The 11583-nt window shown below is 46.7% G+C and carries 19 protein-coding genes and 1 tRNA gene; 5 read left to right on the plus strand and 15 right to left on the minus strand.

The features are described from left to right. Window positions 1-9 precede the first annotated feature (9 nt). Complete coding sequence (locus ACN0VA_RS11395) at window positions 10-861, plus strand: hypothetical protein (RefSeq protein ID WP_417821273.1); 852 nt, start codon at window positions 10-12, stop codon at window positions 859-861. Window positions 862-1047: 186 nt separating this feature from the next. Here ACN0VA_RS11395 and ACN0VA_RS11400 read toward each other — a convergent pair whose 3' ends face one another. The 13 genes from ACN0VA_RS11400 to ACN0VA_RS11460 all read right to left on the minus strand — a co-directional run bounded on the left by ACN0VA_RS11400 (window position 1048) and on the right by ACN0VA_RS11460 (window position 8984). Next, complete coding sequence (locus ACN0VA_RS11400; RefSeq protein WP_417821274.1) at window positions 1048-1974, minus strand: phage Gp37/Gp68 family protein; 927 nt, start codon at window positions 1972-1974, stop codon at window positions 1048-1050. Continuing rightward, window positions 1967-2311 (minus strand): hypothetical protein, encoded by a 345-nt coding sequence (locus ACN0VA_RS11405; RefSeq protein ID WP_417821275.1) that lies wholly within the window; start codon window positions 2309-2311, stop codon window positions 1967-1969. Before ACN0VA_RS11405 ends, ACN0VA_RS11400 begins: the two co-directional genes overlap by 8 nt. Window positions 2312-2368: 57 nt before the next feature. Next, entirely contained in the window at window positions 2369-3085 is a 717-nt protein-coding gene (locus tag ACN0VA_RS11410) for a hypothetical protein (RefSeq protein ID WP_417821276.1), read from the minus strand. Further along, window positions 3082-3933, minus strand: a complete 852-nt coding sequence (locus ACN0VA_RS11415) for a DUF1376 domain-containing protein (protein WP_417821277.1) — start codon at window positions 3931-3933, stop codon at window positions 3082-3084. Before ACN0VA_RS11415 ends, ACN0VA_RS11410 begins: the two co-directional genes overlap by 4 nt. 85 nt (window positions 3934-4018) lie before the next feature. After that, complete coding sequence (locus ACN0VA_RS11420; protein WP_417821278.1) at window positions 4019-5431, minus strand: DEAD/DEAH box helicase; 1413 nt, start codon at window positions 5429-5431, stop codon at window positions 4019-4021. Continuing rightward, window positions 5428-5820 carry a RusA family crossover junction endodeoxyribonuclease gene (locus ACN0VA_RS11425; RefSeq protein WP_417821279.1) on the minus strand — a complete coding sequence of 131 codons (393 nt, stop codon included), beginning with the start codon at window positions 5818-5820 and terminating at the stop codon, window positions 5428-5430. The genes ACN0VA_RS11420 and ACN0VA_RS11425 overlap by 4 nt, the downstream gene beginning before the upstream one ends. A gap of 11 nt (window positions 5821-5831) precedes the next feature. Further along, window positions 5832-6623 (minus strand): hypothetical protein, encoded by a 792-nt coding sequence (locus ACN0VA_RS11430; protein ID WP_417821280.1) that lies wholly within the window; start codon window positions 6621-6623, stop codon window positions 5832-5834. Window positions 6624-6689: 66 nt separating this feature from the next. Beyond that, a complete protein-coding gene (locus ACN0VA_RS11435; protein WP_417821281.1) occupies window positions 6690-7382 on the minus strand; it encodes a DNA-methyltransferase in 693 nt (230 codons plus the stop codon). After that, window positions 7382-7579 carry a hypothetical protein gene (locus ACN0VA_RS11440; protein WP_417821282.1) on the minus strand — a complete coding sequence of 66 codons (198 nt, stop codon included), beginning with the start codon at window positions 7577-7579 and terminating at the stop codon, window positions 7382-7384. Before ACN0VA_RS11440 ends, ACN0VA_RS11435 begins: the two co-directional genes overlap by 1 nt. Before the next feature lie 7 nt (window positions 7580-7586). Further along, window positions 7587-7853, minus strand: coding sequence for a hypothetical protein (locus tag ACN0VA_RS11445; protein WP_417821283.1), 267 nt, complete (start codon window positions 7851-7853; stop codon window positions 7587-7589). A gap of 3 nt (window positions 7854-7856) precedes the next feature. Continuing rightward, window positions 7857-8111, minus strand: coding sequence for a hypothetical protein (locus tag ACN0VA_RS11450; RefSeq protein WP_417821284.1), 255 nt, complete (start codon window positions 8109-8111; stop codon window positions 7857-7859). A 2-nt stretch (window positions 8112-8113) separates the two neighbouring features. Continuing rightward, complete coding sequence (locus tag ACN0VA_RS11455) at window positions 8114-8587, minus strand: phage regulatory CII family protein (protein ID WP_417821285.1); 474 nt, start codon at window positions 8585-8587, stop codon at window positions 8114-8116. A 160-nt stretch (window positions 8588-8747) separates the two neighbouring features. Further along, window positions 8748-8984, minus strand: a complete 237-nt coding sequence (locus ACN0VA_RS11460) for a hypothetical protein (protein WP_417821286.1) — start codon at window positions 8982-8984, stop codon at window positions 8748-8750. Between the two features lie 96 nt (window positions 8985-9080). Between ACN0VA_RS11460 and ACN0VA_RS11465 the strand changes: the two genes are divergently transcribed. Beyond that, window positions 9081-9404, plus strand: coding sequence for a helix-turn-helix domain-containing protein (locus ACN0VA_RS11465; protein ID WP_417821287.1), 324 nt, complete (start codon window positions 9081-9083; stop codon window positions 9402-9404). Here the strand turns inward: ACN0VA_RS11465 and ACN0VA_RS11470 are convergent. Further along, complete coding sequence (locus ACN0VA_RS11470; protein ID WP_417821288.1) at window positions 9355-9585, minus strand: hypothetical protein; 231 nt, start codon at window positions 9583-9585, stop codon at window positions 9355-9357. The genes ACN0VA_RS11465 and ACN0VA_RS11470 overlap by 50 nt on opposite strands. Window positions 9586-9807: 222 nt before the next feature. Further along, complete coding sequence (locus tag ACN0VA_RS11475) at window positions 9808-10239, minus strand: hypothetical protein (protein WP_417821289.1); 432 nt, start codon at window positions 10237-10239, stop codon at window positions 9808-9810. A 111-nt stretch (window positions 10240-10350) separates the two neighbouring features. On the opposite strand from ACN0VA_RS11475, the gene ACN0VA_RS11480 reads away from it, so the two are divergent. The 3 genes from ACN0VA_RS11480 to ACN0VA_RS11490 all read left to right on the plus strand — a co-directional run bounded on the left by ACN0VA_RS11480 (window position 10351) and on the right by ACN0VA_RS11490 (window position 11499). Next, the gene (locus ACN0VA_RS11480; protein ID WP_417821290.1) at window positions 10351-10644 is read left to right on the plus strand and encodes a hypothetical protein; all 294 of its coding nucleotides are present in this window, start codon (window positions 10351-10353) and stop codon (window positions 10642-10644) included. Window positions 10645-10812: 168 nt separating this feature from the next. Continuing rightward, window positions 10813-11121, plus strand: coding sequence for a hypothetical protein (locus ACN0VA_RS11485; RefSeq protein WP_417821291.1), 309 nt, complete (start codon window positions 10813-10815; stop codon window positions 11119-11121). Between the two features lie 300 nt (window positions 11122-11421). Next, window positions 11422-11499 (plus strand) — tRNA-Arg (locus ACN0VA_RS11490). The last annotated feature ends 84 nt before the right edge of the window (window positions 11500-11583 follow it).

Consider the following 11583-nt stretch of genomic DNA (forward strand, 5'->3'; position numbering starts at 1 on the left):
AATGACGAAATGAAAAACTCTGCAGAGTTTAAGCTGGGGTCTACCCTCGATAACCTTCAAAATGATTTAATATCCCTCAGAGCGGCATATTACGAAGATGAAGATAAACCGATCTCCTGTGACAGTAATTGCCCTGCGCTAACAAAAGACAGCGTTGGACATTTTATCTTTACAAACTTTGCTGATAATACTGTTAAAGGAATAGATTATTTACGAAATATTTCGAATGAAATAAAGATAGGAAATAGCAACTCAATTGCGGAGCAAAACGAGGCAATAAAACGTTTGCAAAATGATGTCGCTGAAACATCAAACGCGTTAGAAGCTCTTACGAATTTTTCTGATGAGTTAAAAAAGATTGGATCGATGGGGGCGCATTGGGAAGATAGAGAGAAATCTGCAAATTTTGCATTCCTTGGGTTTATTCTAGGCACTATAGCAATCTCATTATCAATAATAACCCTCATCTCACCTAAGCTTTCGAACTTAGAAACTATAGCAAACTTTATAGAAAACCTTTCGAAGGTAGACACTGCAGCAAACCTTTCGAAGCTAGGCGCTATAGTAAATTGGACAAGCTTGATTCCCAATATCCTTCCAACTCTGTTGTTTATCTGGCTATTGCGAATACTCATACAGCAAGCATATAAATACAGAGATATATCAATAGATGCCGCTGAGCGAAAAACAATGGTTAAAACATATTTGTCGCTTGTTGCAGATAAAAATAACGCCCTAAGTCCAGAAGAACGTGATTTAATATTAAAACCGCTTTTCACCCTATCCAGCCACCCAAGGTCATACGATGATGGAGCACCTATCCAGATCATTGAGAAGATAGTTGAGAGAGTGAAGAAATAATCCCTATAGAGGTCGTCCATTACGTCTATCACAACTTCCTCTCCAACTCGGGCAAGTGCTTAAGAACACACTCGGCAATAATGATCTTGTACGGTTTAAAATCTTCCTTCGATACGGGTTCGCCACAGGCCTCAGCAACGAGGAGGGCCCCGGCGCGTTCTAGGAGTTCGATGCGTTCTGTGCGGGTCATTGACCTGCCTCCGGGTATTGGTCAAATGTTTTGCCATGCATCAAACGGCCCGCAAGTTTCTTGCCAATTTTAATCAACGGACGCCAAGTTGCCCCGTAACTCACGAGCGCACCTTGATCTATTTGCCCTCGATCATAGGGTGCCCACTCGCCCCATTGCTTGAACAAGAACGGAACGCCGGACATCTCGCACTGCCCACGTAATTCATCAGCCCATTCTGGATGCATAGGACGCGCGCCGGGGCCGCTTTCGCCACCGACAACGACCCAATCAAGATGATCTATAACTTTCTCGCGGTAGACCTTGCCAATACCATGTATGTCAACCGACCCAAAAATTACAGGACCCAACAACGGCTCCGCACTAACCCACCGCACAGCGGCAGGCGTATCCAACAACAGCGGGATACGCTCGTTTGCTGTTGCCTGATCCTCGATCGATACACCGAGCCAGACGTTAGGCAGAGAAACCGTTTGCGATTGAAAACGTTTTGTAAATTCAGCTTGTGCCCAAGTGATAAGATCATCACGCGCCGGGTTTTGATAGAATTCCCGCATCCGCTCAGGACGCTTGGTCAAAACCTGAAACGTGTGCTGCGGGCACAAGGCCATCACTGCAAAAATCTTATCAATCCACTCGTCAGGTACATTCTCGTGGAACAAATCACTCATAGAATTGACAAAATAACGGGTTGGTGTTTTGCGTTTCAGGGGCGCAAGCAACGCTTTTTCATCAAAATTGATTTTCCCCGTCCAAACGTGTTTCGTACCGGATTTACGGGTCGTGCCGACGTACTTGTCACACCCCATTGCAGCGTTGCGCATGGCCTGATTAATCGCGTAACAATTTTTACACCCCTCACTAACAACCGCGCAGCCCGCGATGGGATTCCATGTCTTATCCGTCCATTCGATTTTACTCATCTCCTTTCCCCTTCCGTACAGTCAAAGCCATCAGGCGATCGTATTCAGGATCATTGTCAGCGTCCCAAAGCGGCGCATCCCCATCAGTCATTCGTTTGAACTGCAAAAGCACATCCTTCAGGGCTTCCCGAAGTTCCGCGTTCTCTGTCTCCATGCCATTGACGCGGTTTTCAAGTTCCGTCACGTGATCCACCAGTGCAACCATCTGCATTGGCATAACATGGACGGCATACTCCCACTGACTAACTAGCTCAGGCAGGTCTCGTTTTTCCATGCAAGACTCACGGTACAAACGGTCCTGCTCAATCGCAATTTGCTTCAACTCTCTCAAATCCATCAAATTCTCTCCTCCCCCTTTGACCCGTCCGACGAACGTGCAAGGGGTTTAAAATGGTTAACGGCTTATGCCGCTTAATAACTCAGCCGCTTTTCGATCCAGCTCCGCCCGGTCATGCCCAAAGCTTTGCAAGTCCACAGCGTCCTCTTCTTTGACCTTCCGAGGCCCACCCTTACCTTGAATTTTCTCGACGTATCCAACGGACGCATCACCGTATTTTTCGCGCATTTCAGTTATATGTTCGTCACGGATTTTCCGGTCTTTCGCGAGTACGGCCTCGCGTTCAGCTTCCTTCTGGCGGCGCTCGTGTTCGCGGATATGCTTTCTGGCAATGATCTGCGCATAGGTCCACTTACCCACCAGCTCCTCAAATACCTGCGTAATCTCAGCAATAGCCGGTTTGAACTTGTGCCGATCAAGGATCTCGTTGGTTGCTTTGGTGTGAAGGGTTGCGGGGTATTTCGCAAAAACTCTCACAACATGGGCCATGTAGATTTTTGGATTTTCCATCCCTTCGGCAGATTTCGAAGATTGCGGATAACCGCCAAGCAGGAAGGCGACGGCATTGGTTGTATGCTCCCCTTCGCCAGCCGGTTGGTATTCATCGTCAATTTTTTCAACGATGGCCCGACAAGCTTCCAGTGGAACAAGTTTTGTGTTTTCGTCCACACGGGGTAAGGCCCCATTTTCAGCCATTAGGTCTGCTCTATGGTCGCGCATTGCCTGAATGGCTAAGGCGCTGTTGTGCGTTGGGAGTTTGGTGATATTGCTCATTCGCCCATCCTCAGTTTGCGGTTTTCCTCGTAGTCTGCGAGGTGTCCTAGCAAGCCTTTACCCTGCGACGTGGGAGACGCAGACGGGTTGGGACCGTTCTGGGTAATTCGCTCAATCGGGTTTTGGAAATAGTTCAGGCTTGAGACGGCTTTGCCTTGGGAGGAAAGCTTTTCGACCTCAAACCGGATAACCTCGATGATCTGTGCTGGGCTGGGACCAGCTTGCAGCCACGATGGGACGATGGCGAGTTGGGACTGATCACCTCGGATGAAAGCTGTTCGGAGTTTGTCATTTGCAATCGGTTGAACGATCTGCATAACCTCATCCTGTAAATTTGAGATTTCGTTTTGAGTTTTGTCGCGCGCTAATGGTGGTGGTTTACCACTACCATTAACCATAGGAGAAGGAGAGGGAGAAGGAGGCTTTGTGTTAAGTGATTGTTTTTCCTCATTTCCACCCTCTGAAACATCAGATAAATTTCCGTTTTTTTGAACATTTTTTGATGTTTTTTTCGTGTTTTTTTGTTGTTTTTTTCCGCCTTTTCTTCCGTTTTCTATATTGAAATTTGCTTTTTCGATCTCTTCCAAGGCGCGATTATTGACAATTTTACCATCAATAATTTGCAATTTCTCAGTGTCGAATAATTCCTGTACAACCTTGCGCATGGATCGAATTTGTTTGAACCCGAGAAGCTGGCAAAGGTAATCTTCATCATAAGGGATGGCCTCCCCCTGATTGTAAATGACGGACAGGATATCGATATAACAGCCCTTCGCGGCATGGCTCAGCCCACGGGTATCGGCAAGCCAATCACGAGGGTAAAAATCGACACGTGACAGGCCACTCATCTCCACACCTCAGCAGTTGGTGTGAAGATGGATTTACCAGTATTGAGCTGGTTGAATAATTTCCTTTGTGTTTTTGTTAGCCTTGTCATGCCACTCCCCTCCGCTTCATCGCATGACGGCGTTGCATAACATTTTCCACCCACTCCTTAGAAAATCCACGGATAAAGGCCACGCGCTCAAGGTCACGTTTGGTTTTGGCGATTTGCAGTGCGGATTGAAAACTCATATCCCTGATTTGACGGGCTGAATAACAACGGATACCTGGCACCCCTCGCAGTTCAATATCACTCAAGGACGTACGAACCGTTTTTGGCTTCTGGTAGGTGTGCTTGCATGTTGGGCATTGGTCTGCCTTCTGGTGAACGCGAGAACAGCGCGGACAACGGCTTAAAACCGTGTTGTTTCGGTCAATCGAAATCAGACCATCGCGTAAGGACCATTCCCGATCCGTTTCAGGCAAACCATGCTTGGCCCAATTCTGGACAAAATCCAAGATGATGGAATGTTGTTTACCTTTATGCAGGCGGAACGTTCGCCCATTCTGTTGATCATACAGAGCAGTAGATTCCGTTGGTCGAAGATTAAGCGCAGCGCCCACAATGGGGATATCCGTACCTTCGGAAATAATGTCGCATGAAGTCAGGTTTTGAATGCGGCCCTTACCAAGTCCGGTAATAGCGTTTTCGCGTTCAATAACGCCCATTGACCCATCAAGGTTGGTAGACTTCCATCCCGATTGGGAAAACGCCTCAGCAACGCGGGCAGCACTGTTCACGCCTGCACAAAACGTGATTGTGGGAATGCCGGGACAAAAATGGGCGTATGACTTGACGACAGGACGCAAATCAATTTCATCCATGACGCGGTTCAATTCTCCACGCACGAAATCACCGCCACGTTTAGTGATTCCCGATAGGTCAACGTTCAGGTCAGGAGCAAAGACAACCGAAGGGGCGATAAACCCCCATTCAATCAATTGGGCCTTGCTTGGACCGCGTACGGCTTCCACAAATGCGGAACCGAGTGGCTTGCCGTCTTGCCGCCAAGGTGTCGCGGTACATCCCATAATAAGGGAGTTTACAAGTGCGTCCTGCACACGCCCCCAAGAGGACGCAACAATATGATGCGCCTCATCAAAAATGGCTAAATCAATTGTACTTAAAAAAGGTTTTAAAGAATTAAGACGACGATCAACAGTATCGATCGAAGCCACATGAATTTTATGAGAAGTCGGTTCATGTCCGGGCGCAATAACGCCAACATCCAAACCCATTTCTTTTAATGTTTTAATGGCTTGCTGCAAGAGTTCTTTGCGGTGAACGAAAATGCAAATATTGAAATTAAGTTGTTGCAAAAGGAAAAAGCACAGACGTGTAAAAACACGAGTTTTCCCGCCCGCAGTTGGTAGAACATACAGGAAACCGGGAACGCGCCTCTGCACACAGGCCAGTAAAGCGTTCAGGTCGTTGCGTTGATATTGTCGCAAGTCTTGCATCATGTGAAAAGCTCAGGTTCCAGAGGTTCAATAACGATTTCAGCGCGGGGATTCTTCTTGTCGATTGCGTGGTAAAGATGCTTTTCGCGGAGCTGCCGGTCATTGTCGTAAAGACGGTCCTGCAACGCATCGAAAATCAGCTCACAATCAAGGTCCGGTTTTTGAGTTTCATAAAAAACCCGTATCCAGATTTTGCAAGGACCGTTGATCCGGCGTCGAAGAATGGGAACCTGCCGTTCGATTGATTTCGCATAAGCCAATGCTTTATCGCTCTTGATAATGCGAGGAATGCGCCGCCCTTTATGAAAACGATAGGTGATTTGCCTACTATTCTTCATAGAGACCGGCTGGCCTTTAATCGTCAAATGCAGTTTCCCGTTCTTCCACTCCATCACAACACCCTTTAATGAACGTGGGCGTCATCGCCGGGGAACGGCTCATCTTCCCCAAGCATACCGGCTGGAACTTCGGCGTCTTCATCGTCTTCAACATGCAAATCGCTCATGGCGCTGTTAAAGCCACGTTTCCAGATTGCCGCTTCCTTGGTACGTCCATCATGCGGGCAATCGTCAATGTCACCTTCATCAATGGCGCATTGCTTACCTGAGTTGAAAATTTCACCTGAATTTTCCGGCATATCATCAATCGCATCGACTTCCGCGCCGTCGTCATCAGCAACCTGCACACCATCGGCACCATCAGCCGCTAAGGTGTCACCTTCTTCGCAATCGCCTGAATCGTCTTCCGCTTCATATTCGGCGTCAGAACTTTCGTCTTGAGTATCGTATTCGTCATCATCATCAGACAACTGGATATCAAGACCCACTTCACCGGCACGGTCATTCAGAATGGCAACGATTTCTTTAATCCGTGTATGCACTTCGTCACGAGAAAAAAGATTAAGTTGATCAAAAGTACCGTTAATCAAGCAGTAACCAAGCAAGCAGGCAATACGATCCTGTGCTTTTGTGGGTGTCATATTCACCAACTGCTTCGCCGCTTTAAATGCCCATTTATCAAAATCGGCATCTTCGATCTTTTTCATTGCCGAACCTTTATCGCCACGGGCGGAGGCTTCTTTTTCTTCGGCCCGTTCCAGTTGGGCTAAAAGGGTACGGAAAACAGCGGCGTCAAAGTTTACGATATCGTCGTATTGCTTATCAGCTTCACCGTTTCCAAAGAGTTCATCAGACATAAAAACTACTCCATTAAAAAAATGCCGGGACCACTCCGAGCAGCCCCGGCGAGTTATGCTCACCGGTTAGGGAGAGCCGGGATTGAGAAATTTTTCGTGTGCTTTTCTGATACGACGCACAGCCATACCGTAGTAATCAGCGTCCTTTTCGATGCCGATAAAATTACGCCCATGTCGGATGCAAGCTTCCCCGGTTGTGCCCGTACCCATGTATGGATCCACAATCGTTTGTGCGTTTACATTCGAGATAATTTTTTCCATTAAAGGCAAAGGCTTGACGGTTGGGTGGTCATATTCCTTTTGCGCCCCTACCGCCGAGATATAATAGCGCCCCATATCCTTGTGCTCCCCAACAGGATGAGCACCTTTATTCCATGCATGTACATAGAACTCTGTGTCAGGCAGGTAATGCTTGTTCCTGACCGGCATTGGGTTTGTCTTGTGCCATGAACCGACCATATAACGGTGATAATTACCCGCCAAATAGTGCAGTATTTTTGACAGTTGATCGTTGTGGCAAAAGACTGTGACGGATGGATACAGCAAAGGATTTAAGACGGACACGTCAAACCCTTTATCGAGGCCTTTCTTTTGTATTTCGTCCATACATTTACGGTTTTGGCGGAAAATACCCCCACCTGATGCATCAAACTCGTATTGAGGATCAGAAACAAGAGCCTCCACAGGGCCTAAAACTGGTAAAATGTCATCACTATCGCCGTGATAAAGTGTGCAAAATCCAATCTTTACAGCTTCCATCACACCCCGCCTTTCAGCCATTTAAAGGCCCGCTTTACAGAAACTTTAAAACAGGAAAAGCGGTTCTCTTTAAACAGTTCGGCATGCCGTTTCTTGCGGTTACGCTCAATCAGGTGAGACGTTGGATTATGCTTGCGTTGTGCGTCTTGGACTTCTGCCAATTGTTCCGCAACGAGCTTGTGATAAGCGTTTGTCATAGTGGCCTCACTCCTTTAAACCTTTGCGTTTAAGCTTTAGGGTGCGAGTTTTGCGCGTCTCTTTCACAAGGGCGTGTCCCGTCGCCGTGCAAATAACCTTAGTGTGACCGTGCATCTCCAAACGACCCCAATCACGCATCTTGGCAATAAATTCACGTACAAAAACATCACTTGTGATGCGGTCTGTTACTTTCGCGCAGATTTCTGAAATCTCTACAGGTTCATTCAGACATTTTGACATGATGGAAAAAGAAAAAGCGTCAAGCGTTGCCATTGTTCAGGCCTCCAGTTTATGAACGGCCTCAAGTTCGGCCTCTAAATTTTTAAGAGCGTTACGGGCGCGAAAAACCCGGTTTACAGCACGAGCAATGAGATATTGCTTAGCCTCTTCAAATGTTTCGAAGTAAAAGCGTTTGCTCTCGCATTTTTCACCGCCAGCGTAATCGTCAATAAATACGCATTTCGCTGTCTGTCGAACGATATCGGCGCGCACGATCCGATTTTCACTGCGTATGACTTTGTACATAATCATTGTCATAGCCTTTCAATGTCTTTGCGCATTTTCATAAGCTCCTCGATTGCCTCATCGACTTCGCTTAATGCTTGGTTCTTTTCAGAGTTGGAAAAATTGCGCCCATCGGGGCTGTTGATATGAGTTGAAGCTCTAAGCACCCCGGCGACATCCCCTACCTCAGACATAACCGAAGCAAGTCGATCAAAAACGTCACCCTGCTGATAGCGGACAGTGCCACCTAGATCTGCAAGCAAGCGCTCATACTGGTTTTCAAGGTGTGGCAAGAAGATGCGCGGCAAGCCCTTTAAACTTCTGGCAACGTCCACATTTGCAGCAGTTACCGCAGCAAGGCGAACTGGATCATTAGGGTTGCTGGCTTTGTAGAGCGCATCCAACCCAAACCCGGTGGTACGGTTTAACAGTTCCGGCCCAACTTCATTGATCGTTTGGAATAGCTTAAATTCTATAGTTCCGGGGTCTCTATCTATAGTCATCCAAAACATCCTGCTCTATTGGACGTGACCTAAATTAGGCCTTCATTCACAATCAGGTTCATGGAAAAAACTTACCCACAAACCAACTTTCCTTTCGTCGGCGTTGATCCCTTGGCTTGGCTCTTAGAGCGGGCCGAGGCGATTGACCGGGGCGAGAGGGTTATTCCGCTGCCGATGGAGGTGATCCGAATATCTCTGCTAAATCAGGGCGCAGAATAGTTCGATCTACACCTGTTACCTTTTCAACCTTTTCAACGTGCTCGTCAGGGCAAACCGTCCACTTAGAAACAGCGTTGATACTTATCCCAACTTCTTTAGAAACAGCGGATTTCATGCCGCGAGGTTCTAAGGCTTTCTGTAGAGCTTGCTGGGCGCTCTCTTTGAAATTTTGGCTCATAATGAAAAAGCGTACTTTTGGTTCACTTAAAAGTCAAACAAAAAATGAACCATTTGTTCACTTGCTAAATGAACCATTTGTTCACAAAATTACACCATGAAAACAATTGCTGAACGCATAAAGCACGCTAGGAAACAAAAAGGGCTCAGTCAAACTGAGCTTGGTATAGCCTGCGGTGTTTCTAAAGAGGCCGTGTATAAATGGGAAAAAGGTAAAGGCTACCCCTCATCAGGTAAATACACAACAATCGCCAACACCCTGGGAATCTCTGCTGAATGGCTTATTTCAGGAGAAGAAACGTCAAAAATTGATTTGATTGAAGATTCAGTTCAGATATTAGGAAAACTAACGCCTGAAAACAAACGCTTAGCTAACCGCCTTCTTCAGGGCGTGTATAAAGGCCAACTTGAGGATGAGTGATGTGATTCTCTTTAAGGGCCACTAGTATAGCTAACATTTCCTCTGCAATATGCTGTTCTACAGATTGTAATAAGTAAACCAATTTAGCTTCTGATAACTCTTCCCATTCCTTTTGGATAGTTGCGCCTTCTGTTTTTGCTACTTTGGCATGTTCGACATACCCGTAAGTCTTCTTACTCATTAGTAAATCCGTCCCCAACTTGCTATATATCACTTGTCCGGCGTCGGACAGGTGAGGTTAAAACGCGGAGACTGTCAGGATCAGTCGAGGCGGGTGGCAATGGGGGCCGAATCCCATTATCATCACCTCGCCGCTTTTCCAGCGGCTACTTTTGATTATATATGATGTTACATATAATAACTTCTAACAATAAATTTATCGCTTAGGTAGGTTAACAAAAGGTTAATTAACTACCTTTTGTTTGCATTTAACAAACCGGTATTTCTTTGCACAAATAGAAATAGCCAGAACGGACCAAGCTAAATCCCTTACCGTTGCCCAATCATCAGCAATGAGTCCAATCAACAGATTAAAAATAGTTGCAGCTAACGAAAAAACGCCAAGAAGGCCTACCGCTATTACCAGATAGTGTGCCTTTTTCGGCACAACACTACCTATTACATCAAGCACTATATATAAGGCAAACAAGCCACTCACCATAGGAACAGCGCCATCTACAAAACCTCTGGGCCAGAATGGCAACAAAAAAAACTGGTTACTCAAAAATGACATAACAAGAAACGCGACTACATAAATCAAAGCTAATAAAGGCCAGCACAAAACCCAGCGTACCCACTCCGGGATACTCACCCAAATTCTTTCAACACCTTCCATTGCACACCTATAAGAAGTTTTTAACCAGCCTAATTCATTGAAAAACAATGATAACAGAACAGGTAAATTAAAAAAGTGAACTATTAGTTCATTTTACTATTGACCTTATATGTGAACTTATGGTTCACTACCTCCATCAACAACGCAACGGAGGTCAGAGCAATGGAAGAATACTTCATCAACGTATTCACGGTCGATAAGGACGGTTCTGTATGTAGCGAAAGCTCGCACATGACGCAGGAAAGTGCGGAAGAAGAAGCGCAGTCCGGTTTCATTGGTTTGACCTACCTGCACACCATTCACAGCCAGCGTGACGCTCAGAAGAAGTGGCACACCGATTGTGTGGACCTGTCGCCGGAAGCGGCAGCGGATGAAGATTATTTTCGTGAACTGGCAGCGGAATAGGAGGGGATGATGCTTATTAAAGAAGATGGGTCTGCTCATACATTTAAATCAATTGAAGATGCGTATGCGTACGTTCGTGAACTTAAGAAAGACAAAGGAATTATCTCCATTCCTGTGGAGATGGGCGACGTGTTTGTGTTGGTCTGCGTCGGTTGACAGGAGAAAAAAATGCTTCCCCAAGATCAAGCGGCACAATCCCGCATAAATAAGTTGTTCGGTCAGGCTAAAGGGAGTTCACCCATGTTTGTTATTTCGGCAGGCGAGGCAACAAAGGCCATTAACCAACTCGTTTTTGAATGCGTCCACCACGGCATCAATGAAATGGAGGCCATTGACCGCATAGACCGCGCCATGTGTGACATTCGCCCCGAACCTGTTCACACCTCTGCAATTACCCGTTTTCGCGCCATTGTCGAAGAATATGGCATGGAAACAACAAAGCGGAAAATTCGCAGAAAGGTGAGAGTGGGCACCTAAATCCCCTCCGGTGAGTTGCCCGGTTCCCCTATGCGGTCCTCATGCCCTCAAAATCCGCATTTGGGCAACTCTCCCGAGGTGATTGCAAGCCACCTCAGCCGACCAGCCGCGCTCCCCCTCGAAGCTTAAACCCCTGCGGCTGGTCGGTGCCTACATAACGACGAAAGGAAAACAAAAATGAATAAAATTGTATTTGGTAAAAATTTGCTCAATCGCTTCAAAGTCATCAATGGCAAAGCGTACCAACTACACGCAACAAAGGGATGGCGGCGTTATCGACCTTAATTTCAACAGAATAATGACCTCGTAGCTCAACTGGATAGAGCACGGTGCTTCTACCACCGGATGTTGAGGGTTCGAATCCTTCCGAGGTCACCAAACCTTACCCCCGTCCAGTTCGGCTGACGGGGGCTTAGGGGTGAGAGGTGCGTGTCAGAATAGGTTAATGACCCGCCAGAAGGA

Source organism: Terasakiella sp., assembly GCF_048267425.1.
Classification (GTDB): Bacteria; Pseudomonadota; Alphaproteobacteria; order Rhodospirillales; family Terasakiellaceae; genus Terasakiella.

What these genes read in the sequence shown, in the direction of transcription:
- ACN0VA_RS11420 (WP_417821278.1), bottom strand. Translation starts at nt 5,431, where the DNA reads ATGATGCAAGACTTGCGACAATATCAACGCAACGACCTGAACGCTTTA.
- ACN0VA_RS11445 (WP_417821283.1), bottom strand. Translation starts at nt 7,853, where the DNA reads ATGGCAACGCTTGACGCTTTTTCTTTTTCCATCATGTCAAAATGTCTG.
- ACN0VA_RS11485 (WP_417821291.1), top strand. Translation starts at nt 10,813, where the DNA reads ATGCTTCCCCAAGATCAAGCGGCACAATCCCGCATAAATAAGTTGTTC.
- ACN0VA_RS11410 (WP_417821276.1), bottom strand. Translation starts at nt 3,085, where the DNA reads ATGAGCAATATCACCAAACTCCCAACGCACAACAGCGCCTTAGCCATT.
- ACN0VA_RS11450 (WP_417821284.1), bottom strand. Translation starts at nt 8,111, where the DNA reads ATGATTATGTACAAAGTCATACGCAGTGAAAATCGGATCGTGCGCGCC.
- ACN0VA_RS11395 (WP_417821273.1), top strand. Translation starts at nt 10, where the DNA reads ATGAAAAACTCTGCAGAGTTTAAGCTGGGGTCTACCCTCGATAACCTT.
- ACN0VA_RS11400 (WP_417821274.1), bottom strand. Translation starts at nt 1,974, where the DNA reads ATGAGTAAAATCGAATGGACGGATAAGACATGGAATCCCATCGCGGGC.
- ACN0VA_RS11435 (WP_417821281.1), bottom strand. Translation starts at nt 7,382, where the DNA reads ATGGAAGCTGTAAAGATTGGATTTTGCACACTTTATCACGGCGATAGT.
- ACN0VA_RS11465 (WP_417821287.1), top strand. Translation starts at nt 9,081, where the DNA reads ATGAAAACAATTGCTGAACGCATAAAGCACGCTAGGAAACAAAAAGGG.
- ACN0VA_RS11455 (WP_417821285.1), bottom strand. Translation starts at nt 8,587, where the DNA reads ATGACTATAGATAGAGACCCCGGAACTATAGAATTTAAGCTATTCCAA.
- ACN0VA_RS11430 (WP_417821280.1), bottom strand. Translation starts at nt 6,623, where the DNA reads ATGTCTGATGAACTCTTTGGAAACGGTGAAGCTGATAAGCAATACGAC.
- ACN0VA_RS11405 (WP_417821275.1), bottom strand. Translation starts at nt 2,311, where the DNA reads ATGGATTTGAGAGAGTTGAAGCAAATTGCGATTGAGCAGGACCGTTTG.
- ACN0VA_RS11475 (WP_417821289.1), bottom strand. Translation starts at nt 10,239, where the DNA reads ATGGAAGGTGTTGAAAGAATTTGGGTGAGTATCCCGGAGTGGGTACGC.
- ACN0VA_RS11415 (WP_417821277.1), bottom strand. Translation starts at nt 3,933, where the DNA reads ATGAGTGGCCTGTCACGTGTCGATTTTTACCCTCGTGATTGGCTTGCC.
- ACN0VA_RS11440 (WP_417821282.1), bottom strand. Translation starts at nt 7,579, where the DNA reads ATGACAAACGCTTATCACAAGCTCGTTGCGGAACAATTGGCAGAAGTC.
- ACN0VA_RS11460 (WP_417821286.1), bottom strand. Translation starts at nt 8,984, where the DNA reads ATGAGCCAAAATTTCAAAGAGAGCGCCCAGCAAGCTCTACAGAAAGCC.
- ACN0VA_RS11425 (WP_417821279.1), bottom strand. Translation starts at nt 5,820, where the DNA reads ATGGAGTGGAAGAACGGGAAACTGCATTTGACGATTAAAGGCCAGCCG.
- ACN0VA_RS11470 (WP_417821288.1), bottom strand. Translation starts at nt 9,585, where the DNA reads ATGAGTAAGAAGACTTACGGGTATGTCGAACATGCCAAAGTAGCAAAA.